This is a genomic window from Bacillus sp. DNRA2, from assembly GCF_012843265.1.
In the GTDB taxonomy this organism is placed as follows: Bacteria; Bacillota; Bacilli; order Bacillales; family Cytobacillaceae; genus Bacillus_BU.
On sequence record NZ_JABAIT010000029.1, the window covers coordinates 1 to 22,051 of the forward strand.

Annotated in this window: 27 protein-coding genes; all 27 read left to right on the top strand. The window is 40.8% G+C overall.

The genetic code is table 11. The features are described 5' to 3' along the window. The first annotated feature begins 199 nt into the window (after nucleotides 1-199). The 27 genes from HHO41_RS18960 (at nucleotide 200) to rpsE (ending at nucleotide 22,043) form a co-directional block, all read left to right on the top strand. Nucleotides 200-802, top strand: coding sequence for a class I SAM-dependent methyltransferase (locus HHO41_RS18960; protein WP_169101637.1), 603 nt, complete (start codon nucleotides 200-202; stop codon nucleotides 800-802). A gap of 225 nt (nucleotides 803-1,027) precedes the next feature. Further along, nucleotides 1,028-4,588, top strand: a complete 3,561-nt coding sequence (gene rpoB / locus HHO41_RS18965) for a DNA-directed RNA polymerase subunit beta (protein WP_169101639.1) — start codon at nucleotides 1,028-1,030, stop codon at nucleotides 4,586-4,588. 154 nt (nucleotides 4,589-4,742) lie between these two features. Next, a complete protein-coding gene (gene rpoC / locus HHO41_RS18970; protein WP_169101641.1) occupies nucleotides 4,743-8,342 on the top strand; it encodes a DNA-directed RNA polymerase subunit beta' in 3,600 nt (1,199 codons plus the stop codon). A 155-nt stretch (nucleotides 8,343-8,497) separates the two neighbouring features. Next, entirely contained in the window at nucleotides 8,498-8,746 is a 249-nt protein-coding gene (locus HHO41_RS18975; RefSeq protein WP_169101643.1) for a 50S ribosomal protein L7ae-like protein, read from the top strand. A gap of 101 nt (nucleotides 8,747-8,847) precedes the next feature. Then, the gene (gene rpsL, locus HHO41_RS18980; RefSeq protein WP_169101645.1) at nucleotides 8,848-9,270 is read left to right on the top strand and encodes a 30S ribosomal protein S12; all 423 of its coding nucleotides are present in this window, start codon (nucleotides 8,848-8,850) and stop codon (nucleotides 9,268-9,270) included. Nucleotides 9,271-9,310: 40 nt separating this feature from the next. Then, nucleotides 9,311-9,781: a 30S ribosomal protein S7 gene (gene rpsG / locus HHO41_RS18985; protein ID WP_147535691.1), complete on the top strand. Its 471-nt coding sequence runs from the start codon at nucleotides 9,311-9,313 to the stop codon at nucleotides 9,779-9,781. A gap of 49 nt (nucleotides 9,782-9,830) precedes the next feature. Beyond that, nucleotides 9,831-11,909 carry an elongation factor G gene (gene fusA / locus HHO41_RS18990; protein WP_169101647.1) on the top strand — a complete coding sequence of 693 codons (2,079 nt, stop codon included), beginning with the start codon at nucleotides 9,831-9,833 and terminating at the stop codon, nucleotides 11,907-11,909. Between the two features lie 132 nt (nucleotides 11,910-12,041). Continuing rightward, nucleotides 12,042-13,229, top strand: a complete 1,188-nt coding sequence (gene tuf, locus HHO41_RS18995) for an elongation factor Tu (protein ID WP_169101649.1) — start codon at nucleotides 12,042-12,044, stop codon at nucleotides 13,227-13,229. Nucleotides 13,230-13,553: 324 nt separating this feature from the next. Then, the gene (gene rpsJ, locus HHO41_RS19000; RefSeq protein WP_009791329.1) at nucleotides 13,554-13,862 is read left to right on the top strand and encodes a 30S ribosomal protein S10; all 309 of its coding nucleotides are present in this window, start codon (nucleotides 13,554-13,556) and stop codon (nucleotides 13,860-13,862) included. A gap of 35 nt (nucleotides 13,863-13,897) precedes the next feature. Then, the gene (gene rplC, locus HHO41_RS19005; RefSeq protein WP_169101651.1) at nucleotides 13,898-14,524 is read left to right on the top strand and encodes a 50S ribosomal protein L3; all 627 of its coding nucleotides are present in this window, start codon (nucleotides 13,898-13,900) and stop codon (nucleotides 14,522-14,524) included. Nucleotides 14,525-14,551: 27 nt separating this feature from the next. Further along, nucleotides 14,552-15,175: a 50S ribosomal protein L4 gene (gene rplD / locus HHO41_RS19010; RefSeq protein ID WP_169101653.1), complete on the top strand. Its 624-nt coding sequence runs from the start codon at nucleotides 14,552-14,554 to the stop codon at nucleotides 15,173-15,175. Next, the gene (gene rplW / locus HHO41_RS19015; RefSeq protein ID WP_169101655.1) at nucleotides 15,175-15,459 is read left to right on the top strand and encodes a 50S ribosomal protein L23; all 285 of its coding nucleotides are present in this window, start codon (nucleotides 15,175-15,177) and stop codon (nucleotides 15,457-15,459) included. The genes rplD and rplW overlap by 1 nt, the downstream gene beginning before the upstream one ends. Before the next feature lie 29 nt (nucleotides 15,460-15,488). Next, nucleotides 15,489-16,319 carry a 50S ribosomal protein L2 gene (gene rplB, locus HHO41_RS19020; protein ID WP_169101656.1) on the top strand — a complete coding sequence of 277 codons (831 nt, stop codon included), beginning with the start codon at nucleotides 15,489-15,491 and terminating at the stop codon, nucleotides 16,317-16,319. A 60-nt stretch (nucleotides 16,320-16,379) separates the two neighbouring features. Beyond that, nucleotides 16,380-16,658, top strand: coding sequence for a 30S ribosomal protein S19 (rpsS, locus tag HHO41_RS19025; protein ID WP_169101658.1), 279 nt, complete (start codon nucleotides 16,380-16,382; stop codon nucleotides 16,656-16,658). A gap of 18 nt (nucleotides 16,659-16,676) precedes the next feature. Beyond that, the gene (gene rplV / locus HHO41_RS19030) at nucleotides 16,677-17,018 is read left to right on the top strand and encodes a 50S ribosomal protein L22 (RefSeq protein ID WP_169101661.1); all 342 of its coding nucleotides are present in this window, start codon (nucleotides 16,677-16,679) and stop codon (nucleotides 17,016-17,018) included. Between the two features lie 3 nt (nucleotides 17,019-17,021). Next, complete coding sequence (gene rpsC / locus HHO41_RS19035) at nucleotides 17,022-17,678, top strand: 30S ribosomal protein S3 (protein ID WP_169101663.1); 657 nt, start codon at nucleotides 17,022-17,024, stop codon at nucleotides 17,676-17,678. Between the two features lies 1 nt (nucleotide 17,679). Beyond that, nucleotides 17,680-18,114, top strand: a complete 435-nt coding sequence (rplP, locus tag HHO41_RS19040) for a 50S ribosomal protein L16 (protein WP_169101665.1) — start codon at nucleotides 17,680-17,682, stop codon at nucleotides 18,112-18,114. Then, the gene (gene rpmC / locus HHO41_RS19045) at nucleotides 18,104-18,307 is read left to right on the top strand and encodes a 50S ribosomal protein L29 (protein WP_003351417.1); all 204 of its coding nucleotides are present in this window, start codon (nucleotides 18,104-18,106) and stop codon (nucleotides 18,305-18,307) included. Before rplP ends, rpmC begins: the two co-directional genes overlap by 11 nt. A gap of 20 nt (nucleotides 18,308-18,327) precedes the next feature. Beyond that, nucleotides 18,328-18,591 carry a 30S ribosomal protein S17 gene (rpsQ, locus tag HHO41_RS19050; protein ID WP_169101667.1) on the top strand — a complete coding sequence of 88 codons (264 nt, stop codon included), beginning with the start codon at nucleotides 18,328-18,330 and terminating at the stop codon, nucleotides 18,589-18,591. A gap of 40 nt (nucleotides 18,592-18,631) precedes the next feature. Then, nucleotides 18,632-19,000, top strand: coding sequence for a 50S ribosomal protein L14 (gene rplN, locus HHO41_RS19055; protein ID WP_169101669.1), 369 nt, complete (start codon nucleotides 18,632-18,634; stop codon nucleotides 18,998-19,000). Between the two features lie 38 nt (nucleotides 19,001-19,038). After that, a complete protein-coding gene (gene rplX, locus HHO41_RS19060) occupies nucleotides 19,039-19,350 on the top strand; it encodes a 50S ribosomal protein L24 (RefSeq protein WP_147535678.1) in 312 nt (103 codons plus the stop codon). A gap of 26 nt (nucleotides 19,351-19,376) precedes the next feature. After that, on the top strand, nucleotides 19,377-19,916 hold the full coding sequence (rplE, locus tag HHO41_RS19065; RefSeq protein WP_169101671.1) for a 50S ribosomal protein L5: 540 nt from the start codon (nucleotides 19,377-19,379) through the stop codon (nucleotides 19,914-19,916). A gap of 24 nt (nucleotides 19,917-19,940) precedes the next feature. Further along, nucleotides 19,941-20,126 (top strand): 30S ribosomal protein S14, encoded by a 186-nt coding sequence (gene rpsN / locus HHO41_RS19070; RefSeq protein ID WP_009336593.1) that lies wholly within the window; start codon nucleotides 19,941-19,943, stop codon nucleotides 20,124-20,126. 30 nt (nucleotides 20,127-20,156) lie between these two features. Continuing rightward, nucleotides 20,157-20,555 (top strand): 30S ribosomal protein S8, encoded by a 399-nt coding sequence (gene rpsH / locus HHO41_RS19075; RefSeq protein ID WP_169101673.1) that lies wholly within the window; start codon nucleotides 20,157-20,159, stop codon nucleotides 20,553-20,555. Nucleotides 20,556-20,586: 31 nt separating this feature from the next. Next, nucleotides 20,587-21,123 carry a 50S ribosomal protein L6 gene (gene rplF, locus HHO41_RS19080; RefSeq protein ID WP_169101675.1) on the top strand — a complete coding sequence of 179 codons (537 nt, stop codon included), beginning with the start codon at nucleotides 20,587-20,589 and terminating at the stop codon, nucleotides 21,121-21,123. 32 nt (nucleotides 21,124-21,155) lie between these two features. Next, nucleotides 21,156-21,518 (top strand): 50S ribosomal protein L18, encoded by a 363-nt coding sequence (gene rplR, locus HHO41_RS19085; protein WP_169101677.1) that lies wholly within the window; start codon nucleotides 21,156-21,158, stop codon nucleotides 21,516-21,518. Between the two features lie 24 nt (nucleotides 21,519-21,542). Next, nucleotides 21,543-22,043 carry a 30S ribosomal protein S5 gene (rpsE, locus tag HHO41_RS19090; protein ID WP_169101679.1) on the top strand — a complete coding sequence of 167 codons (501 nt, stop codon included), beginning with the start codon at nucleotides 21,543-21,545 and terminating at the stop codon, nucleotides 22,041-22,043. Nucleotides 22,044-22,051: the final 8 nt, after the last annotated feature.

Consider the following 22,051-nt stretch of genomic DNA (forward strand, 5'->3'; position numbering starts at 1 on the left):
CTTGATAAACATTGTAACATTTGGTAAGCCGTATGCCTTAATAGGGCACGTACGGTTTGATAAGGGGGAAGCCTCGAGAGAGGTTTCCCTACTTTATTTGCTTTTTCGAATTTTTTAACATATAATACAGTTCGGAAATGCGTTTTACCTCAAATTCTTCTAAAAAAACTCTCCCTAAATGGAGGTGGTTATAAGCCATATGACTGACCATTATTATTCCCGCACACAAAATGTTGAAAGCGACCCGAAGTTTTGGGATTTTCAGTTAAGGAAACACTCGTTTCGTTTCAAAACAGATAACGGTGTTTTTTCAAAAAAAGAAGTCGATTTTGGTTCGCGGTTACTAATTGAAGTGTTTGAACCAATAGACAAGTCAGGTAAAATTCTTGATGTAGGCTGCGGCTACGGCCCAATTGGCTTGTCGTTGGCTAAAAGTTTCCCGGAAGCTATGGTGCATATGATTGATGTCAATGAAAGAGCGTTAGCGCTCTCCGTGGAAAATGCTAAATTAAATCATATTGATAATATTAAAGTCTATCAAAGCGATCGCCTGCTTACGGTAGTTGATAAAGATTTTACTGATATCGTGACGAATCCGCCAATTCGTGCTGGTAAGCATATTGTTCATGACATTTTTGAGCAAAGTTATCAGCATTTATCATCAGGTGGCACCTTGTGGGTTGTGATTCAGAAGAAGCAAGGAGCTCCATCTGCTTTGGTGAAATTAGAAGAGTTATTTAATGAAGTTGAAACAGTTGCGAAAAGCAAGGGCTATTTTATTTTCAAAGCAAAAAAACATTGACCCGTCAAGGGGGTTATGTTAATATTATAAAATGCCAATAGATTAGTTTCCGTTTTGTTGCTAAATTCATCATTAATTGTATAAATTTGGCTATTGACGGTTAAGCTAATAAAATAATAGTTCGTCATGTGAAATTGTGGTTTTTACAGAAAAAACCCTTTTTCTTTTTGTCTTATGGCAATAGATGGAATTTTATTATAACGCTTGATTTGAGGGGTGAATCAGTTGACAGGTCAACTAGTTCAGTATGGACGACACCGCCAACGAAGAAGTTATGCAAGAATCAGTGAAGTATTAGAGTTACCAAATCTCATTGAAATTCAAACCTCTTCTTATCAGTGGTTTCTTGATGAGGGTTTACGCGAAATGTTCCAGGACATTTCACCAATCGAAGACTTTACTGGTAACCTATCATTGGAATTCATTGATTATAGCTTAGGTGATCCTAAGTATTCTGTTGAGGAGTCGAAGGAACGAGACGTTACATATTCTGCGCCATTGCGTGTAAAGGTACGTCTAGTGAACAAAGAAACAGGTGAAGTAAAAGACCAAGATGTATTTATGGGTGACTTCCCACTTATGACAGAAACAGGAACGTTTGTTATTAACGGTGCTGAACGTGTAATCGTTTCGCAATTAGTGCGTTCTCCGAGTGTTTATTTTAGTGGAAAAGTGGATAAGAACGGTAAAAAAGGATTTACAGCAACGGTAATTCCTAACCGTGGTGCTTGGCTAGAGTATGAAACTGACGCCAAGGATGTTGTGTATGTAAGAATAGATCGTACTCGGAAACTGCCCGTTACGGTTCTTTTGCGTTCACTCGGCTTCGGATCAGATTCAGAAATCATCGACCTAGTCGGCGACAATGAATACATCCGTAATACTTTGGAAAAAGACAACACCGAAAGTACGGAAAAAGCGCTCTTGGAAATTTACGAGCGTCTTCGTCCAGGTGAACCACCAACTGTAGATAATGCAAAAAGTTTATTAGTCTCACGCTTCTTTGATCCAAAGCGTTATGATTTAGCCAATGTGGGTCGTTATAAGATTAATAAAAAGCTTCATATTAAAAATAGACTATTCGGACAGCGCTTAGCGGAGACGCTTGTTGATCCGGAAACTGGGGAAATTATTGCGGAAAAAGGTACTACGCTTGATCGTCGTACATTGGACCGTATTCTTCCTAATCTTGAAAACAATATCGGTTTCAAGTCAATCAACCCAATTGCTGGAGTGGTTGAGGATGATATTGTACTTCAATCAATTAAAATTTATGCACCAAACGAAGATGGCGAAAAGGTTATTAATGTAATTGGTAATTCCAATATTGAAGAAGCGATTAAAAACATCACACCAGCTGATATTATTGCGTCTATCAGTTATTTCTTTAATTTGCTACATGGCGTTGGAAATACCGATGATATCGATCACTTAGGTAATCGTCGTTTGCGTTCGGTTGGAGAATTGCTGCAAAATCAATTCCGTATTGGTTTGTCTCGGATGGAACGTGTTGTACGGGAAAGAATGTCGATTCAAGATACGGCAACGATTACGCCACAGCAATTGATTAATATCCGTCCTGTTATAGCTTCAATTAAAGAATTCTTTGGAAGCTCACAGTTGTCACAATTTATGGATCAAACAAACCCGCTTGCGGAATTGACTCATAAACGTCGTTTATCTGCACTAGGACCTGGTGGATTAACGCGTGAACGTGCTGGCTTTGAAGTGCGTGACGTTCACTATTCACACTATGGTCGTATGTGTCCGATTGAAACGCCAGAGGGTCCAAACATTGGTTTGATTAACTCGCTTTCATCATATGCAAAGGTAAACCGTTTTGGTTTTATTGAAACGCCATATCGTCGTGTCGATCCTGAAACAGGAAAAGTAACAGCTCGTATTGATTATCTTACTGCAGATGAGCAAGATAACTATGTTGTTGCCCAAGCAAATGCTCGTCTAGGTGAAGATGGTTCGTTCTTAGATGAAGATGTTGTTGCGCGTTTCCGAGATGAGAACGTTGTGGTAAATCGTGATCGTATCGATTACATGGACGTATCTCCAAAACAGGTTGTTTCAGCCGCAACGGCATGTATTCCGTTCTTGGAAAATGATGACTCTAACCGTGCTTTGATGGGTGCGAACATGCAACGTCAAGCTGTTCCGTTGCTTCAACCTGAAGCGCCGCGCGTTGGTACAGGTATGGAATATGTATCTGCGAAGGACTCAGGTGCTGCTGTAATTTGTAAGCATCCTGGTATTGTTGAACATGTTGAAGCTCGCGAAGTATGGGTTCGCCGTATTTCTGAGGTAGATGGTCAAGAGGTCAAAGGAAATCTTGATAAATACCGTATGCTTAAATTCATTCGTTCAAACCAAGGTACATGCTACAACCAACGTCCGATTGTTAGTGTTGGTGACCGTGTTGTGAAGGGTGAAATACTTGCTGATGGTCCATCAATGGAAAAAGGTGAGCTTGCGCTTGGTCGTAACGTTCTTGTAGCCTTCATGACTTGGGACGGTTATAACTACGAGGATGCAATCATCATGAGCGAGCGCCTTGTTAAAGATGATGTTTATACTTCAATTCATATTGAAGAATATGAATCTGAATCTCGTGATACAAAATTAGGACCTGAAGAGATTACCCGTGACATTCCAAACGTTGGGGAAGATGCCCTTCGCAATTTGGATGAGCGCGGAATTATTCGAATCGGTGCTGAAGTGAAAGATGGCGACTTATTAGTTGGTAAAGTGACACCTAAAGGTGTTACGGAATTAACAGCTGAAGAGCGTCTCTTGCATGCCATTTTTGGTGAAAAGGCACGTGAAGTTCGCGATACATCTTTAAGAGTACCACACGGCGGTGGCGGTATTGTCTTGGATGTTAAAGTCTTCAATCGTGAAGATGGTGATGAACTTCCTCCAGGTGTTAACCAATTAGTTCGTGTTTATATCGTTCAAAAACGTAAAATCCACGAAGGCGATAAAATGGCGGGACGCCACGGTAATAAAGGGGTTATTTCCAAGATTATGCCTGAAGAGGATATGCCTTACTTACCAGATGGTACGCCTGTGGACATCATGTTAAACCCATTAGGGGTTCCTTCGCGGATGAACATCGGACAGGTGTTAGAGCTTCATTTAGGTATGGCTGCTCGTGCGCTTGGAATTCATGTTGCGTCACCAGTATTTGACGGTGCGCGTGAGGAAGACGTTTGGGGAACCATTGAAGAAGCTGGTATGGCACGTGACGCCAAAACTGTTCTTTATGATGGCCGTTCTGGTGAAGCTTTTGATAATCGCGTCTCTGTCGGTGTTATGTACATGATCAAACTTGCGCACATGGTAGATGATAAACTACATGCGCGTTCTACTGGTCCATACTCACTAGTTACGCAACAACCACTTGGTGGTAAAGCGCAATTTGGTGGACAGCGTTTTGGAGAGATGGAGGTATGGGCGCTTGAAGCATACGGTGCTGCATACACATTACAGGAAATCTTAACGGTTAAATCCGATGACGTAGTTGGACGTGTAAAAACTTACGAAGCAATCGTTAAAGGTGAAAATGTTCCTGAACCTGGTGTTCCTGAATCATTTAAAGTATTAATTAAGGAACTTCAAAGTTTAGGTATGGATGTAAAAATTCTTTCAGGTGACGAGCAGGAAATTGAAATGCGTGACCTAGAGGACGAAGAAGAAATTCAACAAGCTGAATCATTAACGATTGCCCCTGAGCTTGATAGTGTTGAGACAGAGGTAGTAGGAACGAAGGAATAGTATCAACTTAAGAGCTCAGCGAAGCCGATTTGACTTCGCTGAGCACCGCTTTTTTCATATAGAAGTTAATTGCATAGGTAAATAGATTTACTATGTTGATCCGCAAATAGCGGAAGAAGGGTAAAACCTGAAGATCGAAAGGGAGGTAGGCCCCTTGCTAGATGTAAACAATTTTGAGTATATGAAAATTGGTCTAGCTTCACCGGATAAAATCCGTTCATGGTCATTTGGTGAGGTAAAAAAACCAGAAACGATTAACTATCGTACACTTAAGCCGGAAAAAGACGGTTTATTTTGTGAACGCATTTTTGGTCCGCAAAAAGACTGGGAGTGTCATTGTGGAAAGTACAAACGTGTTCGTTATAAGGGCGTAGTTTGTGATCGATGTGGTGTTGAGGTAACACGTGCAAAAGTTCGCCGTGAGCGGATGGGACATATTGAGTTAGCAGCGCCAGTTTCCCATATTTGGTATTTCAAAGGAATCCCAAGTAGAATGGGGCTAGTTCTTGACATGTCTCCTCGTGCTTTAGAAGAAGTTATTTACTTTGCTTCATATGTTGTTACTGAACCTGGTGATACTGCATTAGAAAAGAAACAGCTTCTTTCAGAAAAAGAGTACCGTACTTACCGTGAAAAATACGGCACTAAGTTCCAAGCTTCAATGGGTGCAGAAGCCATCAAGAAGCTATTGTTTGATATTGACTTAGAAAAAGAAGTCGATATGTTAAAAGAAGAATTAAAAACAGCTCAAGGTCAACGTCGTACACGTGCGATTAAACGTCTTGAAGTACTTGAAGCGTTCCGTGGGTCAGGTAACGAGCCTTCATGGATGATTTTAGATGTGCTTCCAGTGATTCCGCCAGAATTGCGTCCGATGGTTCAATTAGATGGTGGCCGTTTTGCAACATCTGACTTGAACGATTTATATCGTCGTGTAATTAACCGGAATAATCGTTTAAAACGCTTATTAGACCTTGGTGCACCAAGTATTATTGTCCAAAATGAAAAGCGGATGCTTCAGGAAGCTGTAGATGCGCTTATCGATAATGGACGTCGTGGTCGTCCAGTTACTGGTCCGGGTAATCGCCCGTTAAAATCACTATCTCACATGTTAAAAGGTAAACAAGGACGTTTCCGTCAAAACCTACTAGGTAAACGGGTAGACTACTCTGGTCGTTCTGTTATCGTTGTAGGACCAAACTTAAAAATGTATCAGTGCGGCTTACCAAAAGAAATGGCTCTAGAACTATTCAAGCCATTCGTTATGAAGGAACTGGTTGAAAAGGGCCTCGCACATAACATAAAATCTGCAAAACGGAAAATTGAACGGGTAAATCCTGAGGTTTGGGATGTATTAGAAGAAGTTATCCGTGAGCATCCGGTATTATTAAACCGTGCGCCTACACTTCACCGTTTAGGAATCCAGGCATTTGAGCCTACATTGGTTGAAGGACGTGCAATTCGCCTCCATCCGCTTGTATGTACAGCTTACAACGCTGACTTCGACGGTGACCAAATGGCAGTACACGTACCACTTTCATCTGAAGCTCAAGCTGAAGCGCGTTTATTAATGCTTGCAGCTCAAAATATCTTAAATCCTAAAGATGGTAAACCGGTTGTTACACCATCTCAGGACATGGTTTTAGGTAACTATTACTTAACAATGGAGCGTGAAGGTGCCATTGGTGAAGGTATGATTTTTAAAGATCGTAACGAAGCTTTAATTGCTTACCAAAATGGTTATGTTCACCTGCATACGAGAGTAGCTGTTGATGCAGGCTCTTTAGGGAATGTTACTTTTACTGAAGAACAAAACAAAAAATTGTTAATTACGACTGTGGGTAAATTAGTCTTTAATGAAATTTTACCAGAGTCATTCCCGTATATTAACGAGCCAACAAAGTTGAATCTTGAGGAAAAAACTCCGGAAAGATACTTTGTAGAACCAGGAACGGATGTAAGAGCGGTTATCAAGGAAATGCCGTTAGTTGATCCATTCAAAAAGAAAATTCTAGGTAACATTATTGCGGAAGTATTTAAACGTTTCAAAATTACTGAAACCTCAAAAATGCTTGACCGTATGAAGGATCTTGGATTTAAACACTCAACAAAAGCTGGTATTACAGTAGGGGTAGCTGACATCGTCGTATTAGGCGAGAAGCAAGAAATCATTCACGAAGCGCAAGTAAAGGTTGATAATGTAACGAAACAGTTTAGACGTGGTTTAATAACCGAGGACGAACGTTATGATCGCGTTATTTCAATCTGGAGCGCTGCAAAGGATACCATCCAAGCGAAACTAATGAAGTCATTGGAAAAAACAAACCCAATCTTCATGATGAGTGATTCTGGTGCCCGTGGTAACGCATCTAACTTTACACAATTAGCTGGTATGCGTGGACTAATGGCCAACCCAGCTGGACGTATTATTGAATTGCCAATTAAATCAAGTTTCCGTGAAGGATTAACAGTACTAGAGTACTTTATTTCTACACATGGAGCACGTAAAGGATTGGCGGATACGGCTCTTAAAACAGCTGACTCTGGTTACTTAACACGTCGTCTTGTTGATGTTGCGCAGGATGTAATTGTTCGTGAAGATGACTGTGGTACTGATCGAGGCTTATTAATAAGTGCTCTTAAAGATGGAACTGAAATAATTGAACCACTAGATGAACGTCTTATCGGTCGTTATGCAAGAAAGGCAATTAAGCATCCAGTGACCAATGAAGTCATCGTTCCTGAGAACGGATTAATTACAGAAGATCTATCAGTTGAAGTGGTAGAAGCAAATGTTGAAGAGGTTTGGATTCGTTCTGCCTTTACATGTAATACTCGCCATGGAGTATGTAAAAAATGTTATGGCCGTAACTTGGCAACTGGTCAAGAAGTTGAAGTGGGTGAAGCAGTCGGAATTATCGCTGCACAATCCATCGGTGAACCAGGTACACAGTTAACGATGCGTACATTCCATACAGGTGGGGTAGCTGGAGACGATATTACTCAAGGTTTACCGCGGATTCAGGAGCTTTTCGAAGCTCGTAATCCGAAAGGTCAATCGGTTATTTCTGAAATCGAAGGTGTTGTTGTAGGTATTAATGAAGGGCGAGATCGTCAGCATGAAATCGTTGTTCAAGGTGAGGTTGAAAGCCGTACCTATACCGCTCCTTATACAGCGCGCTTAAAGGTTGCGCTTAATACTCGAGTAGGCCGTGGTCAAGAATTAACTGAAGGTTCTATTGATCCTAAAGAACTATTGCGTGTTACTGATATGAAAACTGTTCAAGAATACTTACTCCGTGAAGTGCAGAAGGTTTACCGGATGCAAGGGGTAGAAATTGGAGACAAACATATCGAGGTAATGGTTCGTCAAATGCTTCGTAAGGTAAGAGTGGTGGATGCAGGTGAAACAAGTGTATTACCTGGAGCTCTATTAGATGTTCACCAATTTACTGATGCGAATGAAAAAGCATTACTAGCAGGAAAACAACCAGCCACTGGTCGTCCAGTCTTGCTTGGTATTACAAAAGCATCACTCGAAACTGATTCATTCCTTTCTGCTGCATCATTCCAGGAAACAACAAGAGTTCTTACGGATGCTGCGATAAAAGGAAAACGTGACGAGTTACTTGGATTAAAAGAAAATGTAATTATTGGTAAGCTAGTTCCGGCAGGTACTGGAATGCAACGATACCGTCGGGCAGAACCAATTATCCAAGCAGAAACTGCAGAAGATAAAGTTACAGTCGAATAATTTAGTTGAAATGCGGTACTTCGAACCGGTTATATATTCGAAGTACCGCGTTTTTAAATAAGAGAATTTTTTTATTGAATGTTGACATTGCTTTTTGAAGGTGTTAATATATCAAAGGTGCTCCTATTTACCTGATACTTTGGAGGATAAGAAATATGTCTTATGATAAAGTATTACAGGCAGAACACATTATTATTGGTACAAAACAAACAGCCAAAGCTCTAAAATCTGGTTCGGTCATTGAAGTAGTTGTAGCGACTGATGCTGATCTAAAAGTGGTTTCAAAAGTTGTGCAAACTGCTAAAGAAATGGATGTTCCAATTTCTTATGTCGATTCGATGAAAAAACTCGGAAGAGCATGTAAGATAGATGTTGGAGCGGCAACTGTGGCTATTACTCGTTAAAAACTGTTTTTGTAGAATATATCTGCAAAAACTTTGTTTTTGCAAAAAATTGAACCACCTGGATGTGTGGGCTTACACAAAATACGAAGGGAGGAAAAAACATGCCTACAATTAATCAATTAGTGCGCAAACCTCGTTCATCAAAAGAGGAAAAGTCAAAATCACCAGCACTAAATAAAGGCTATAACAGCTTCAAAAAATCACAAACTGATGTATCATCACCACAAAAACGTGGAGTATGTACACGTGTTGGTACTATGACACCGAAAAAACCGAACTCAGCATTACGTAAATATGCGCGTGTTCGCTTAACAAACGGTATCGAGGTAACAGCTTACATTCCTGGAATCGGACACAACCTACAAGAACATAGTGTTGTACTTATCCGTGGCGGACGTGTAAAAGACTTACCGGGGGTACGTTATCACATCGTACGTGGAGCGCTTGATACAGCTGGTGTTAATGGTCGTATGCAAGGACGTTCTAAGTACGGAACTAAGAGACCGAAAGCACCGAAAAAATAATCACTTATAAATAATAGCTTCTTTGAAAGGAGGAAAAAATATGCCACGTAAAGGTCCAGTAGCAAAAAGAGATGTTTTACCAGATCCGATTTATAATTCAAAGCTTGTTACTCGTTTGATCAACAAAATGATGATCGACGGTAAAAGAGGTAAATCTCAAGAAATTCTTTACTCTGCGTTCGATATCATTCGTGAACGTACTGGCAAAGAGCCGATGGAAGTGTTCGAACAAGCACTTAAAAACATCATGCCAGTTCTAGAAGTAAGAGCACGCCGTGTAGGTGGTGCTAACTACCAAGTTCCAGTGGAGGTACGTCCTGATCGTCGTACTACATTAGGTCTTCGTTGGTTAGTAAACTATGCACGTCTTCGCGGTGAAAAAACAATGGAACAACGTTTAGCAAATGAAATCCTAGATGCAGCTAATGCAACAGGAGCATCTGTTAAGAAGCGTGAAGATACACATAAAATGGCTGAAGCAAACAAAGCGTTTGCTCACTATCGTTGGTAATCTAACCTTCAAAACCAATACACTCATACATGGAAGGAGATAGACCAAAATGGCTAGAGAGTTCTCCTTGGATAATACTCGTAATATCGGAATCATGGCACACATCGATGCCGGTAAAACAACCACCACTGAGCGTGTCCTTTATTATACTGGTCGTATTCACAAGATCGGTGAAACTCATGAAGGTGCATCGCAAATGGACTGGATGGAGCAAGAACAAGAACGTGGTATCACAATCACTTCTGCAGCAACAACTGCACAGTGGAAGGGCCACCGCGTAAACATCATCGACACACCAGGACACGTAGACTTCACTGTTGAGGTTGAACGTTCACTTCGTGTACTTGATGGTGCAGTAGCAGTTCTTGATGCTCAATCTGGGGTTGAGCCACAAACTGAAACTGTTTGGCGTCAAGCTACAACTTACGGAGTTCCGCGTGTTGTATTCGTTAACAAAATGGATAAAATCGGTGCGGATTTCTTATATTCTGTAAGAACTATTCATGACCGTCTTCAAGCGAATGCACATCCGATTCAATTACCAATCGGTGCTGAAGATGAATTCGAAGCAATCATTGACTTAGTAGAAATGAAAGCTCATTTCTACAGTAATGACCTTGGAACTGATATCGAAGTTCGTGACATTCCAGAAGAACATCAAGATTTAGCTGCAGAATACCGCGAAAAGTTGGTTGAAGCAGTAGCGGAGCTTGATGAAGAATTGATGGAAAAATACCTTGGCGGAGAAGAAATCAGCATTGAAGAATTAAAAGCTGGAATCCGTAAAGGTACTACAAATGTTGAGTTTTACCCAGTTATCTGTGGATCAGCATTTAAAAACAAAGGTGTTCAATTGATGCTTGATGCTGTTATTGACTATCTTCCATCTCCGTTAGATGTACCTGCAATTAAAGGTACTCTTCCAGATACAGATGAAGAAGTTGAACGTCATTCTGACGACAACGAGCCTTTCGCAGCACTTGCATTTAAAGTTATGACTGACCCATATGTAGGGAAATTAACATTCTTCCGTGTGTACTCTGGTACATTACAATCTGGATCATATGTTCAAAACTCTACTAAGGGCAAGCGTGAACGTATCGGTCGTATCCTGCAAATGCATGCGAACAGCCGTCAAGAAATTTCAGAAGTACATGCAGGGGATATTGCTGCAGCTGTAGGTTTAAAAGATACTACTACTGGTGATACTTTATGTGATGATAAATCTCCAGTAATCTTAGAATCTATGCAGTTCCCAGAACCTGTTATTCAACTTTCAGTTGAACCTAAATCTAAAGCAGACCAAGACAAAATGACGACTGCTTTACAAAAGCTTCAAGAAGAAGACCCAACTTTCCGTGCGCACACTGACCAGGAAACTGGACAAGTTATCATTGCTGGTATGGGTGAACTTCACCTTGATATTATCGTTGACCGTATGCGTCGCGAGTTCAAGGTAGAAGCAAACGTAGGTGCCCCTCAGGTTGCTTACCGTGAAACATTCCGTTCTTCTGCAAATGTTGAAGGGAAATTCGCTCGTCAATCTGGTGGACGTGGTCAGTACGGACATGTATGGATTGAGTTCTCACCTAATGACGAAGGTAAAGGCTTTGAGTTTGTAAATGGTATCGTTGGTGGGGTAGTACCTCGTGAGTACATCCCAGCGGTTCAAGCAGGTCTTGAAGATGCACTTGATCGAGGAGTACTTGCAGGTTATCCACTTGTAGACATCAAGGCTAGACTATTTGATGGTTCATACCATGATGTTGACTCAAGTGAAATGGCGTTTAAAATTGCCGCTTCCATGGCTCTTAAAAACGCAGCTTCAAAATGTAGCCCTGTAATCCTTGAACCAGTTATGAGAGTTGAAGTTGTAATCCCTGAAGATTATCTTGGAGACATCATGGGTCAAATTACTGCTCGTCGCGGCCGCGTCGAAGGTATGGAGGCTCGTGGTAATGCTCAAGTAGTTCGTTCAATGGTTCCGCTATCTGAGATGTTTGGTTACGCTACTGCGTTACGTTCAAGCACTCAAGGGCGTGGTGTGTTCTCAATGCACTTTGACCATTATGAAGAAGTACCGAAGTCAATCTCTGAAGAAATCATCAAAAAAAATAAAGGTGAATAATTGATTTCACCAGACTTATAAAGTATAAATACTATTGTAAGCTTTGGATGTATTGAAGATAGACTCTGTTCTATCTTCATATACCCATATATACTTAATTATTTTCTTAAAATCAAAGGAGGATTTCCTAAAATGGCAAAAGCTAAATTCGACCGTTCTAAGCCACACGTTAACATTGGTACAATCGGACACGTTGACCATGGTAAAACTACTTTAACAGCTGCAATCACTTCTGTTCTTGCAAAAGAAGGTAAAGCAGAAGCACGTGCATACGATCAAATCGACGGTGCACCTGAAGAAAGAGAACGTGGTATCACAATCTCTACTGCACACGTTGAGTATGAAACTGAAAGCCGTCACTACGCACACGTTGACTGCCCAGGACATGCTGACTACGTTAAAAACATGATCACTGGAGCTGCTCAAATGGACGGCGGTATCCTAGTAGTATCTGCTGCTGACGGCCCAATGCCACAAACTCGTGAGCACATCCTTCTTTCTCGTCAAGTAGGTGTACCATACTTAGTAGTATTCATGAACAAATGTGATATGGTAGATGACGAAGAATTACTAGAATTAGTAGAAATGGAAATCCGTGATCTACTATCTGAATATGACTTCCCAGGCGATGATATCCCTGTAATCAAAGGTTCTGCTCTTAAAGCTCTTGAAGGCGAAGCAGAATGGGAAGAAAAAGTTAAAGAATTAATGAACGCTGTTGATGAGTATATCCCAACTCCAGCTCGTGATACTGAAAAACCATTCATGATGCCAGTTGAGGATGTATTCTCAATCACTGGACGTGGAACTGTTGCTACAGGACGTGTTGAGCGTGGTGTAGTTAAAGTTGGTGACGTAGTTCAAATCGTAGGTTTCACTGAAGAACCAAAATCTACTACTGTAACTGGTGTAGAAATGTTCCGTAAGCTTCTTGATTATGCAGAAGCTGGAGACAACATTGGAGCTCTTCTTCGTGGGGTTGCTCGTGAAGAAATCGAACGTGGACAAGTATTAGCTAAACCAGGTTCAATCACTCCACATACTAAGTTTACTGCTCAAGTATACGTATTATCAAAAGAAGAAGGTGGACGTCATACTCCATTCTTCACAAACTATCGTCCACAATTCTATTTCCGTACTTCTGATATCACTGGTATTTGTAACCTACCAGAAGGCGTTGAAATGGTTATGCCTGGCGATAACATCGAAATGACAGTAGAACTTATCGCTCCTGTAGCTGTTGAAGAAGGAACTAAGTTCTCAATTCGTGAAGGTGGCCGTACAGTAGGCGCTGGATCAGTTGCTAAAATCATGGAATAGTCTTTGACTATTTAATAAGAAAGCAGATGGGTGACGATCCATCTGCTTTTTTTATTTCTATTATATAGTGTAATAATTGGCAACGTTAGTTCGGACTTGATTTCTTAGTGTCATGTCGTTATAATAATAAAAGTGTGCTGAACATAAAGAAGTTAAAAAACATGTTGCGTTCTCTTTATGTTTTCTGTATAATAGACAATGTTGGTCTTTGACTGCGATGATGCGGAAGGTTGCTGACACACCCGGCCGCTTTGCCATGGCGAGTGTGTGGGAAATTTTCGCGGAGAATGTCTATCCTAAAATAGGCGAAAAGGAGGGAAAATAATGGCAAAACAAAAAATTCGTATTCGTTTAAAGGCTTATGATCACAGAATTCTTGATCAATCTGCTGAAAAGATTGTTGAAACGGCAAAACGTTCAGGTGCAGCTGTATCTGGTCCAATTCCGCTTCCGACTGAAAAGTCAATTTACACAATCCTACGTGCGGTTCATAAGTACAAAGATTCTCGTGAACAATTCGAGATGCGTACTCATAAGCGTTTAATCGATATCATTAACCCAACACCACAAACGGTTGATTCGTTAATGCGTTTGGATTTACCATCAGGTGTGGACATCGAAATCAAATTATAATGAATAAATAATGAAGAAAACAGGAGGTGTGACTAATGACCAAAGGAATCTTAGGAAGAAAAATCGGTATGACTCAAGTGTTTGCTGAAAATGGTGATCTTATTCCAGTAACAGTTGTTCAAGCTGCTGGTAACGTAGTGCTTCAAGTGAAATCTGTTGAAACAGACGGTTATGAATCTGTACAATTAGGTTTTGAAGATAAGCGTGAAAAGCTTACGAACAAACCGGAAAAGGGCCATGTTGCGAAAGCAAATACTGCTCCTAAGCGCTTCATCCGCGAATTACGTGGTGTAAACTTAGGTGAGTATGAGGTTGGTCAGGAAGTCAAAGTTGATATTTTCGCAGAAGGCGAAATCGTTGATGTAACAGGAATCTCTAAAGGAAAAGGTTTCCAAGGTGTAATCAAGCGCCACGGACAATCTCGTGGACCTATGGCCCATGGTTCTCGTTATCATCGTCGTCCAGGTTCAATGGGACCTGTTGCTCCAAACCGTGTATTCAAAGGTAAAAAGTTAGCAGGACGTATGGGTGGAGAGCAAGTTACAGTTCAAAACCTACAGATCGTGAAAGTTGATGCTGAACGTAACTTACTTTTAATCAAAGGTAACGTGCCTGGAGCTAAAAAAGCATTACTTAAAATTAAAAGTGCGGTAAAAGCATAGTAATTCACGCAGAAAGGAGGATATACAATGCCGAAAGTAGCGTTATTTAGCCAAAACGGATCAAAAGTTGGAGAAATCGAACTTAACGATTCAGTATTTGGTATTGAGCCAAATAACCATGTGTTATTTGAAGCGGTTATCATGCAAAGAGCTTCTTTGCGTCAAGGAACACACAAAACAAAAATTCGTTCTGAAGTAGCAGGCGGTGGTCGTAAACCATGGCGTCAAAAAGGAACTGGTCGTGCTCGTCAAGGTTCGATTCGTTCTCCACAATGGCGTGGTGGTGGTACAGTATTTGGTCCTGTTCCACGCAGCTATAGCTATAAATTACCGAAGAAAGTACGTCGTTTAGCGATTAAATCAGCTCTTTCTTCTAAAGTATTAGCTGAAAACATTCTTGTGTTAGAAAACCTAGCTTTCGAAGCACCAAAAACAAAAGAATTCACAAAAGTCCTTAAAGGTCTTTCTGTTGATTCAAAAGCGTTAATCGTAACAGCTGATTTGGATGAAAACGTAGCATTATCTGCTCGTAACATTCCAGGTGTAACAGTTGTAACTGCTAACGGTATTAATGTTTTGGATGTATTAAACCATGATAAGTTAATCATGACGAAAGCTGCAGTTGAAAAAGTAGAGGAGGTGCTTGCATAATGGATGCACGCGATATCATTAAGCGCCCCGTTATTACTGAAGCTTCAAGTGAAGCAATGTCTGAGAAAAAGTACACTTTTGAAGTGGACGTAAGAGCTAACAAAACTCAAGTTAAAGACGCTATCCAAGAAATTTTCGGCGTTAAAGTTGAGAAAGTTAACATCATGAACTACAAAGGCAAATTCAAGCGCATGGGCAAGTTTGGTGGATACACTAACAAACGCCGTAAAGCTATTGTTAAATTAACTCAAGACAGCAAAGAAATCGAATTCTTTGAAGTTTAATTCCTATAACTAGAAGAGGAGGGAAAAAAATGGCGATTAAAAAGTATAAACCTACCTCTAATGGTCGTCGTGGTATGACTACTTCTGATTTCGCAGAAATCACAACTAGCACACCCGAAAAATCTTTACTTGCTCCATTAAAAAGTAAAGGCGGCCGTAATAACCAAGGTAAGTTAACAGTTCGTCATCAAGGTGGCGGCCATAAACGTCAATATCGTATCATCGATTTTAAACGTGATAAAGATGGCATTCCAGGACGCGTTGCTACAATCGAGTATGATCCAAACCGTTCTGCAAACATCGCACTAATTAATTATGTAGATGGAGAAAAGCGTTATATCCTAGCTCCAAAAAACCTTGTAGTAGGTATGGAGGTAATGAGCGGTCCTGAGGCTGACATTAAAGTAGGAAACGCACTTCCATTAACAAACATTCCAGTAGGTACAGTTATCCATAATATCGAGTTGAAACCTGGTAAAGGTGGACAATTAGTACGTTCTGCGGGTACGAGCGCACAGGTTCTAGGTAAAGAAGGTAAATACGTTCTTGTACGTTTGAATTCTGGTGAAGTTCGTATGATTCTTGCTACTTGCCGTGCTTCAATCGGTCAAGTTGGTAACGAGCAACACGAATTAATTAACATTGGTAAAGCAGGTCGCTCTCGTTGGTTAGGCAAACGCCCAACTGTACGTGGATCTGTAATGAACCCTAATGATCACCCACACGGTGGTGGTGAAGGACGTTCACCAATCGGACGTAAATCTCCAATGTCTCCATGGGGTAAACCAACTCTTGGATTCAAAACTCGTAAGAAGAAAAACAAATCAGATAAATTTATCGTACGTCGTCGTAAAAAATAACGGGATTGAACTACGGTTCAACAATCGAACCGTAGAACGATCACGAAGGGAGGTTCAGCTATGGGTCGCAGCTTAAAAAAAGGACCTTTTGTTGATGAGCATTTAATCACAAAGATCGAAAAGTTAAACGAAACTGAGAGCAAACAAGTTGTAAAAACTTGGTCTCGCCGTTCCACGATCTTCCCGCAATTCATCGGACACACAATCGCTGTTTATGATGGTCGTAAACATGTTCCTGTATATGTTACTGAAGACATGGTAGGGCACAAGCTTGGAGAATTTGCTCCAACTCGTACTTACAAAGGGCATGCTAGTGATGATAAGAAAACAAGACGTTAATGAGAGGAGGGCATTCTGATGCAAGCTAAAGCTGTCGCAAGAACAGTTCGTATTGCTCCTCGTAAAGCTCGTTTAGTCGTAGATTTAATTCGAGGTAAGCAAGTAGGTGAGGCAGTAGCGATTTTGAAGTTAACTCCAAAAACTGCTTCTCCAATCGTTGAGAAAGTATTAAAATCTGCTATGGCTAATGCTGAGCACAACTACGAAATGGATATTAATAGCCTAGTTGTTGAGCAAGCATATGTAAACGAAGGACCAACTTTAAAACGTTTCCGTCCACGTGCACAAGGCCGTGCAAGCCAAATTAACAAACGTACTAGCCATATTACAATCGTGCTATCAGAAAAGAAGGAGGGATAATCAGTGGGTCAAAAAGTAAATCCAGTCGGTTTGCGTGTCGGGATCATCCGTGATTGGGAATCTAAATGGTACGCAGGCAAAGACTATGCTGATCTTTTGCACGAAGACCTTAAAGTTCGTGAGTATATCACGAAACGTTTAAAGGATGCTTCAGTTTCTAAAGTAGAAATTGAACGTGCTGCTAATCGCTTAAATATTACAATCCACACAGCTAAGCCTGGTATGGTTATCGGTAAAGGTGGTACTGAAGTCGAAGCACTTCGTAAAGCCCTTAACTCACTTACTGGCAAGCGTGTTCACATCAATATTCTTGAAATTAAAAGAGCAGATCTTGACTCTAAATTAGTTGCAGAAAACATTGCTCGTCAATTAGAGAACCGCGTATCATTCCGTCGTGCGCAAAAGCAAGCTATTCAACGTGCAATGCGCGCTGGTGCTAAAGGAATTAAAACAATGGTATCCGGTCGTTTAGGCGGAGCAGACATCGCTCGTTCAGAACACTACAGTGAAGGTACAGTTCCACTTCATACACTTCGCGCCGATATCGACTATGCTACTGCAGAAGCAGATACTACTTATGGTAAACTTGGCGTAAAAGTTTGGATTTATCGTGGAGAAGTCCTTCCTACTAAGAAGAAAACTGAGGAAGGAGGCAAATAATATGTTATTGCCAAAACGCGTTAAGTATCGTCGTGAACATCGTGGAAAAATGCGCGGTAATGCTAAAGGTGGTACCGAAGTAGCTTTTGGTGAATTCGGCCTTCAAGCTACAGAAGCTTCTTGGATCACAAACCGCCAAATCGAAGCAGCACGTATTGCGATGACACGTTACATGAAACGTGGCGGTAAAGTTTGGATTAAAATTTTCCCGCACAAACCATATACTGCTAAGCCTCTAGAAGTACGGATGGGTTCCGGTAAAGGTGCTCCTGAAGGATGGGTTGCGGTTGTTAAGCCAGGTAAAATAATGTTTGAAATCGCTGGTGTATCTGAAGAGATCGCTCGTGAAGCATTACGCCTAGCATCACACAAGCTTCCAGTAAAATGTAAGTTTGTAAAACGAGAAGAAATTGGTGGTGAATCTAATGAAAGCTAATGAAATTCGTGATCTAACCACTGCCGAAATAGAACAAAAAGTGAAATCTTTAAAAGAAGAGCTTTTCAACCTTCGCTTTCAATTAGCGACTGGACAACTTGAAAACACAGCTCGCATTCGTGAAGTACGCAAAGCGATTGCTCGCATGAAAACTGTGATTCGTGAAAGAGAAATCGGCGTTAACAATCGATAATTGAGAGGAGGTTCGCCCTAATGAGTGAACGTAATCAACGCAAAGTTTACACTGGACGCGTTGTTTCAGACAAGATGGATAAAACCGTTACAGTTCTTGTTGAAACATACAAAAAGCATCCTCTTTATGGTAAACGCGTGAAATACTCTAAGAAGTTCAAAGCACATGATGAGCTGAACGCAGCAAAAGTTGGCGACATCGTTCGTATCATGGAAACTCGCCCACTTTCTGCAACAAAGCGTTTCCGTCTTGTTGAAGTGGTAGAAAAAGCAGTTATTATTTAATGGTTCGGATTAAGGTTTATTCCGAAGGGAGGTTACACGCATGATCCAACAGGAAACTCGTTTAAAAGTTGCTGACAACTCTGGTGCACGTGAAGTACTTACAATTAAAGTCCTTGGCGGTTCCGGTCGTAAAACAGCTAACATCGGTGATATTATTGTTTGTACTGTGAAACAAGCAACACCAGGTGGCGTTGTTAAAAAAGGTGACGTTGTTAAAGCAGTTGTCGTACGTACAAAGAGCGGTGCTCGTCGTAATGACGGTACTTACATTCGTTTCGATGAAAACGCATGTGTGATTATCAAAGATGATAAGAGTCCTCGTGGAACTCGTATCTTTGGACCAGTTGCACGTGAACTACGTGACAATAACTTTATGAAAATTGTTTCTTTAGCTCCAGAAGTATTATAAATTGAAATTCAAATTGGCCTTTAAGGAGGTGCGCACAGATGCATGTGAAAAAAGGTGACAAAGTTATGGTCATCTCTGGTAAGGATAAAGGCAAAACGGGTGTGATTTTAGCGGCATTTCCAAAGCAAAGCCGCGTATTAGTTGAAGGTGTAAACATCGTAAAGAAACATGCGAAACCTTCTCAAATTAACCCGCAAGGCGGAATCATTAGCCAAGAGGCACCTATTCATGTATCAAACGTTATGCCTATCGACCCTAAAACAGGTACACCAACTCGTGTAGGTTATAAAACGGTTGACGGCAAAAAAGTACGTGTAGCAGTAAAATCCGGTGAAGTTCTTGATAAATAGTCTATAAGTGAAGGGAGGTACACATAATGAACCGCCTAAAAGATAAATTTGTAAGTGAAATTAGCCCTGCTCTTATGAGCAAGTTTAACTATAATTCAGTAATGGAAGTACCTAAGCTTGAAAAAATCGTTATCAACATGGGTGTTGGTGATGCTGTTGCAAACGCAAAAGCACTTGATAGTGCAGTTGAAGAGTTAACACAAATCACTGGTCAAAAACCAGTAGTAACTCGCGCTAAAAAGTCAATCGCTGGTTTCCGTCTTCGTGAAGGAATGCCGATCGGAGCAAAAGTTACACTTCGTGGTGAGCGTATGTATGAGTTTCTTGATAAATTAGTATCAGTTTCTCTTCCGCGCGTTCGTGACTTCCGTGGTGTTTCTAAAAAGGCTTTTGATGGTCGTGGAAACTACACATTAGGTGTTAAGGAACAGCTTATCTTCCCTGAGATTGATTACGATAAAGTAAGCAAAGTACGTGGTATGGATATCGTTATCGTTACGACGGCAAATACTGACGAAGAAGCTCGTGAGCTTTTAGTTCAGTTCGGAATGCCATTCCAAAAGTAATCTCTAAATGAGGGAGGCGAAAACGTGGCTAAAAAATCAATGATTGCGAAACAAAAACGCACGCCTAAACACAAGGTACAAGAGTATACACGCTGCGAGCGTTGTGGACGTCCACACTCTGTATACCGCAAATTTAAGCTTTGCCGTATTTGTTTCCGTGAATTAGCATACAAAGGACAAATTCCTGGTGTCAAAAAAGCAAGCTGGTAAAACTAGAAGTTGGGAAGGAGGTAAAATCAAATGGTCATGACAGATCCAATTGCAGATATGCTTACTCGCATTCGTAATGCGAATATGGTACGTCACGAGAAGCTAGAAGTTCCTGCTTCTAATATCAAAAAAGAAATCGCTGAAATTTTAAAGCGCGAAGGTTTCGTTCGTGATGTTGAATATATCGAAGATAACAAACAAGGTATCATCCGTATCTTCTTAAAGTACGGTTCAAGCAACGAGCGTGTTATCACTGGTCTAAAAAGAATCAGTAAACCTGGACTTCGTGTATATGCAAAATCAAATGAAGTTCCTCGTGTTCTTAACGGATTAGGAATCGCTCTTGTATCAACTTCTCAAGGTGTTGTAACTGATAAAGAAGCTCGTGCTAAGCAAGTTGGCGGAGAAATTTTAGCATATATTTGGTAATTAAGTTTTTTAATGAATGGAGGTGCACCAAATGTCTCGCGTAGGTAAAAAACCAATCGAAATCCCTGCTGGCGTTACAGTTACTGCTAACAATGGTCACGTAACTGTAAAGGGTCCAAAAGGAGAATTATCTCGTACGTTTAACCCTGATATTACAATTAGCATTGAAGAGAACGTAATTAACGTTTCTCGTCCATCTGACGTGAAAGAACACCGCGCATTGCACGGAACAACTCGCGCAGTTATCGCTAATATGGTTGAGGGAGTTTCAAAAGGATTTGAAAGAAACCTTGAATTAATCGGGGTTGGATACCGTGCTCAAAAGCAAGGTAAAAAATTAATCCTTAACGTTGGATACTCTCACCCAGTTGAGATCGAGCCTGAAGAAGGTCTTGAAATCGAAGTACCAGCAAACACTAAAATTTCTGTTAAAGGTGCAGATAAAGAACGCGTCGGCGCTTTAGCAGCTAATATTCGTGGAGTTCGTCCACCAGAGCCATATAAAGGCAAAGGAATTCGTTACGAAGGTGAATTTGTGCGTCGTAAAGAAGGTAAAACAGGTAAGTAATGCTGCATAAGCAAACGAAAGGAGTGACGTAAATGATTACGAAGCTTGATAAAAACGCTACTCGCAAGAAAAGACACGCTCGTGTTCGTGCGAAACTTAGCGGTACTGCGGCACGTCCACGTTTAAATGTGTTCCGTTCAAACAAACACATTTATGCGCAAATTATCGATGACGTGAATGGAGTTACTTTAGCTAGTGCTTCTACAATGGAAAAAGACTTCGGTTTAGAATCAACTAGTAATTTTGAGGCAGCGCAAAAGGTCGGAGAATTAGTTGCTAAACGTGCTGTTGAAAAAGGAATTGCTACCATTGTATTCGACCGTGGCGGATACCTCTATCATGGACGCATTAAAGCATTAGCTGATGCGGCACGTGAAAACGGCTTAGAATTTTAATAGACAAAGGAGGGAAAAAGACAGATGCGTCGTATTGATCCAAACAAACTTGAACTTGAAGAGCGCGTAGTTACGGTTAACCGTGTTGCGAAGGTTGTTAAAGGTGGACGTCGTTTCCGTTTCTCTGCACTTGTAGTTGTTGGAGATAAAAACGGTAATGTTGGTTTCGGTACTGGTAAAGCTCAAGAAGTACCTGATGCAATTCGTAAAGCAATTGAAGATGCTAAGAAAAATCTTATTGAAGTACCAATGGTGGGCACAACTATTCCACATCAAGTTATCGGACATTTTGGTGCTGGAGAAATCCTTTTAAAACCTGCTTCTGAAGGTACTGGGGTTATCGCTGGTGGACCTGTTCGTGCTGTGCTTGAATTAGCTGGTGTTGCGGATATCCTTTCTAAATCTTTAGGAACAAACACACCAATTAACATGGTTCGTGCTACAATCGATGGTTTAAAACAATTAAAACGTGCTGAGGAAGTAGCGAAGTTACGCGGAAAATCAGTAGAAGAACTGTTAGGATAAGGAGGGAA

Excerpts from the sequence above, each read along its gene's own strand:
- rplC (WP_169101651.1), top strand. The coding sequence starts at position 13,898 with ATGACCAAAGGAATCTTAGGAAGAAAAATCGGTATGACTCAAGTGTTT.
- fusA (WP_169101647.1), top strand. The coding sequence starts at position 9,831 with ATGGCTAGAGAGTTCTCCTTGGATAATACTCGTAATATCGGAATCATG.
- rpmC (WP_003351417.1), top strand. The coding sequence starts at position 18,104 with ATGAAAGCTAATGAAATTCGTGATCTAACCACTGCCGAAATAGAACAA.
- rpsH (WP_169101673.1), top strand. The coding sequence starts at position 20,157 with ATGGTCATGACAGATCCAATTGCAGATATGCTTACTCGCATTCGTAAT.
- tuf (WP_169101649.1), top strand. The coding sequence starts at position 12,042 with ATGGCAAAAGCTAAATTCGACCGTTCTAAGCCACACGTTAACATTGGT.
- rplF (WP_169101675.1), top strand. The coding sequence starts at position 20,587 with ATGTCTCGCGTAGGTAAAAAACCAATCGAAATCCCTGCTGGCGTTACA.
- rpsS (WP_169101658.1), top strand. The coding sequence starts at position 16,380 with ATGGGTCGCAGCTTAAAAAAAGGACCTTTTGTTGATGAGCATTTAATC.
- rplX (WP_147535678.1), top strand. The coding sequence starts at position 19,039 with ATGCATGTGAAAAAAGGTGACAAAGTTATGGTCATCTCTGGTAAGGAT.
- rpsJ (WP_009791329.1), top strand. The coding sequence starts at position 13,554 with ATGGCAAAACAAAAAATTCGTATTCGTTTAAAGGCTTATGATCACAGA.
- rpsE (WP_169101679.1), top strand. The coding sequence starts at position 21,543 with ATGCGTCGTATTGATCCAAACAAACTTGAACTTGAAGAGCGCGTAGTT.
- rpsL (WP_169101645.1), top strand. The coding sequence starts at position 8,848 with ATGCCTACAATTAATCAATTAGTGCGCAAACCTCGTTCATCAAAAGAG.
- rplV (WP_169101661.1), top strand. The coding sequence starts at position 16,677 with ATGCAAGCTAAAGCTGTCGCAAGAACAGTTCGTATTGCTCCTCGTAAA.
- rplW (WP_169101655.1), top strand. The coding sequence starts at position 15,175 with ATGGATGCACGCGATATCATTAAGCGCCCCGTTATTACTGAAGCTTCA.
- rplE (WP_169101671.1), top strand. The coding sequence starts at position 19,377 with ATGAACCGCCTAAAAGATAAATTTGTAAGTGAAATTAGCCCTGCTCTT.
- rplP (WP_169101665.1), top strand. The coding sequence starts at position 17,680 with ATGTTATTGCCAAAACGCGTTAAGTATCGTCGTGAACATCGTGGAAAA.
- HHO41_RS18975 (WP_169101643.1), top strand. The coding sequence starts at position 8,498 with ATGTCTTATGATAAAGTATTACAGGCAGAACACATTATTATTGGTACA.
- rplD (WP_169101653.1), top strand. The coding sequence starts at position 14,552 with ATGCCGAAAGTAGCGTTATTTAGCCAAAACGGATCAAAAGTTGGAGAA.
- rplR (WP_169101677.1), top strand. The coding sequence starts at position 21,156 with ATGATTACGAAGCTTGATAAAAACGCTACTCGCAAGAAAAGACACGCT.
- HHO41_RS18960 (WP_169101637.1), top strand. The coding sequence starts at position 200 with ATGACTGACCATTATTATTCCCGCACACAAAATGTTGAAAGCGACCCG.
- rpsQ (WP_169101667.1), top strand. The coding sequence starts at position 18,328 with ATGAGTGAACGTAATCAACGCAAAGTTTACACTGGACGCGTTGTTTCA.
- rplN (WP_169101669.1), top strand. The coding sequence starts at position 18,632 with ATGATCCAACAGGAAACTCGTTTAAAAGTTGCTGACAACTCTGGTGCA.
- rpsG (WP_147535691.1), top strand. The coding sequence starts at position 9,311 with ATGCCACGTAAAGGTCCAGTAGCAAAAAGAGATGTTTTACCAGATCCG.
- rplB (WP_169101656.1), top strand. The coding sequence starts at position 15,489 with ATGGCGATTAAAAAGTATAAACCTACCTCTAATGGTCGTCGTGGTATG.